Raw genomic sequence first — 2,539 nt, 5'->3', positions numbered from 1 at the left:
CGACCTGGCCGAGGATGATCGCCACGCGATCTTGGTGGCGCTGCAGCAATCGATCGGGCAAGCGGAAAAAGTGGAAATCCAACAACAGGGACGCAGTTTGTTGTGTCGGCTGACACAACCGGCTTTCCGTGAAGAGCGGGAGACGAGGTTCGAACTCGCGACATCCAGCTTGGGAAGCTAGCGCTCTACCACTGAGCTACTCCCGCATGTTTCCTCAAGCAACGTTAATATAGCGTTCCCCTGCCACGCGGCAAGCGACTGGCGCTGGGAACCCGAATTGGGGTGAAACTTCTTCAACTTTTCGCTAGTAAGATCGATACGGCAGCCAGGATCGTCTAAGTTGGGGAGAAAGATGCGTCTTGCCTGCGAATGGAGTTGGCGAGTACACTTCCTCGCGCCCTGCGAACCCCGCTGTTGGCGTCTCTGATCCTTTCCCGCTTCTATCCCTCCTAGCGGCCGACAAAATATATGTACGGATCGATCGCCGCACTCCTGACCGCTATGGTTCTGGGCGCCGCTCCCCAACCGCCCACCGACACGCTGGTCGTTTGCCCCGAACCGCTGGTTCCGGCGCTTCGCCCCTGGCTCGATTTTCGCGCTGCGCAAGGGCGTCAAATCGGCCTGATCACTGAGACCGCGTCGAAAGAGCGAATTCGCGCCGCGATCCGCGAAACGGCCAAGTCGGGCTCGTTGCGGTGGGTTGTTCTCGTCGGTGACGTTCCCGGCGACCAGCCGACTCCCGAAGCCCCCGGCGTTCCGACTCATTTGATGGACGCCGTGGTCAACGTCCACTTTGGCTCAGAACCGACCCTGGTTACCGACAACTACTATGCGGATGTCGACGATGACCTGCTGCCCGACGTAGCGATCGGTCGCTTGTCGGTCCGCACGCCTGAACAATTGAAAATCGTCGTCGCGAAGATCCTCGCCTACGAAACGGATGTCACGCCTGGCGCTTGGCGGCGGCAATTGAACGTTGTCGCCGGCGTGGGCGGATTTGGCCTGCTGGCCGATTCGCTGATGGAATCGATCACCAAAAAATTTCTTACCGATGAAATCCCTGCTTCGTTTGAAACGAAGGTCGCCTACGCGAGTTGGCATAGTCCCTATTGTCCTGACCCGCGCGAGTTTTGCGACGAGATGGTCAATCAACTCAACGACGGTTGCCTGTTTTGGATTTACATAGGGCATGGGCAACGTCGCTATCTCGACTACATTCGCGTCCCCGAAGAACGTTACTATCCGATCTTCACTTCGCGTGATATTCCCCGCTTGAAATGCCAAAATGGTTCGCCGATCGCGATCTTTCTGGCCTGCTACACCGGAGCGTTTGACGAACCGAATGATTGCCTGGCCGAAGAGATGCTCCGCAGTCCCGGCGGTCCTGTCGCGGTCTACGCCGGCTCACGCGTCACGATGCCGTACGCAATGTCAGTCATGGGCGCCGAGATGCTCGAAGAATACTTTGACAACCATCGCGAGACGCTGGGCGAGTTGATTTTGCACGCGAAACAAGAGATGGTCAGTGCGACCGACAAAAGCGAAAATCGAAAGCTGCTCGATTCGCTAGCGAGCATGGTCAGCCCGAAACCCAAACTGTTAAAAGAAGAACGCCGCGAACATGTTCAGCTGTTCAACCTGATCGGCGATCCCTTGCTGCGCTTGCCGCGAGTCGAGTCAGCGCAGATTGAATCTCCTGCAGAGGCGCAAGCCGGCGAAACCTTGTTGGTCAACGGCGTCTCACCGGTAGCCGGCAAAGGACGTCTCGAAATCGTCTGCCGCCGCGATCTGCTGACGTTCGCCCCCGCAACGCGGACCGACTACGAAACCAGCTTGCCTGACTTTCCCAACATTTATCGTCAGGCCAACGATCGTCGCTGGCATAGCCAGGACCTAGATCTGCCGGCAGGTCCTTTTCAGGCCGAGATTCCCCTGCCGGCACACTGTTCAGGCGAATGTCACGTACGTCTCTTCGTCGAAGGCGCCGAAGTGTGCGCGCTGGGATCGTGCGACGTGGTCGTCGCTCCTCTTGCGAGCAAGTAGCAACGACCGTAAGTCGTTATTTTGGCTAATCCTACGAAAAATTATTCGCTTGGAGAATGATCTTCTATTGGGCGCCTTCGCTTCGCTTCACGATGGAACAGATGGCCAATTAAAGTGTACAAAGGATCGATGCTCGCTGCGGTGGATGCTACAATGGCGACTACTCGATCCCCTTCCGATCAGGTGGGTTCCTCACTCTCCCTCCTTCGATCTCGATTTCCCTACCTTGCCCGTCAGGTATCGGCATGAGACTTCCCTCAGCGAACTCTCCCTGTTCATGGATGATTCTCGGCGTTTTGATTTCGTTAGGCTGGATTCACCCCAGCCGAGCGGAGGAAGAGGTCGACTTTGGCGCCGATATCCGGCCGCTCCTCTCGAACAACTGCTACGCTTGCCATGGTCCGGACGAAGAACATCGCAGCGGCGGTTTCCGGCTTGATCTGGAGGGCAGCGCCTATGGAGAAGCGGACTCTGGCGAACATCCGATCGTTCCCGG

At 57.3% G+C, this 2,539-nt stretch carries 2 protein-coding genes and 1 tRNA gene; 2 read left to right on the top strand and 1 reads right to left on the bottom strand.

Annotated features, from left to right (window positions below; genetic code table 11):
• Window positions 1–134: 134 nt before the first annotated feature.
• Window positions 135–206 (bottom strand) — tRNA-Gly (locus DSM3645_RS22690).
• 262 nt (window positions 207–468) lie between these two features.
• Here DSM3645_RS22690 and DSM3645_RS22685 point away from each other — a divergent pair.
• Window positions 469–2,043: a C25 family cysteine peptidase gene (locus DSM3645_RS22685; RefSeq protein ID WP_002654942.1), complete on the top strand. Its 1,575-nt coding sequence runs from the start codon at window positions 469–471 to the stop codon at window positions 2,041–2,043.
• A gap of 245 nt (window positions 2,044–2,288) precedes the next feature.
• The coding region (locus DSM3645_RS29730) for a c-type cytochrome domain-containing protein (protein WP_237564914.1) at window positions 2,289–2,539 on the top strand (251 nt) is incomplete at its 3' end.

This window comes from Blastopirellula marina DSM 3645 (genome assembly GCF_000153105.1).
Taxonomy (GTDB): Bacteria; Planctomycetota; Planctomycetia; order Pirellulales; family Pirellulaceae; genus Blastopirellula; species Blastopirellula marina.
This window is presented reverse-complemented; position numbering and strand designations above follow the sequence as displayed.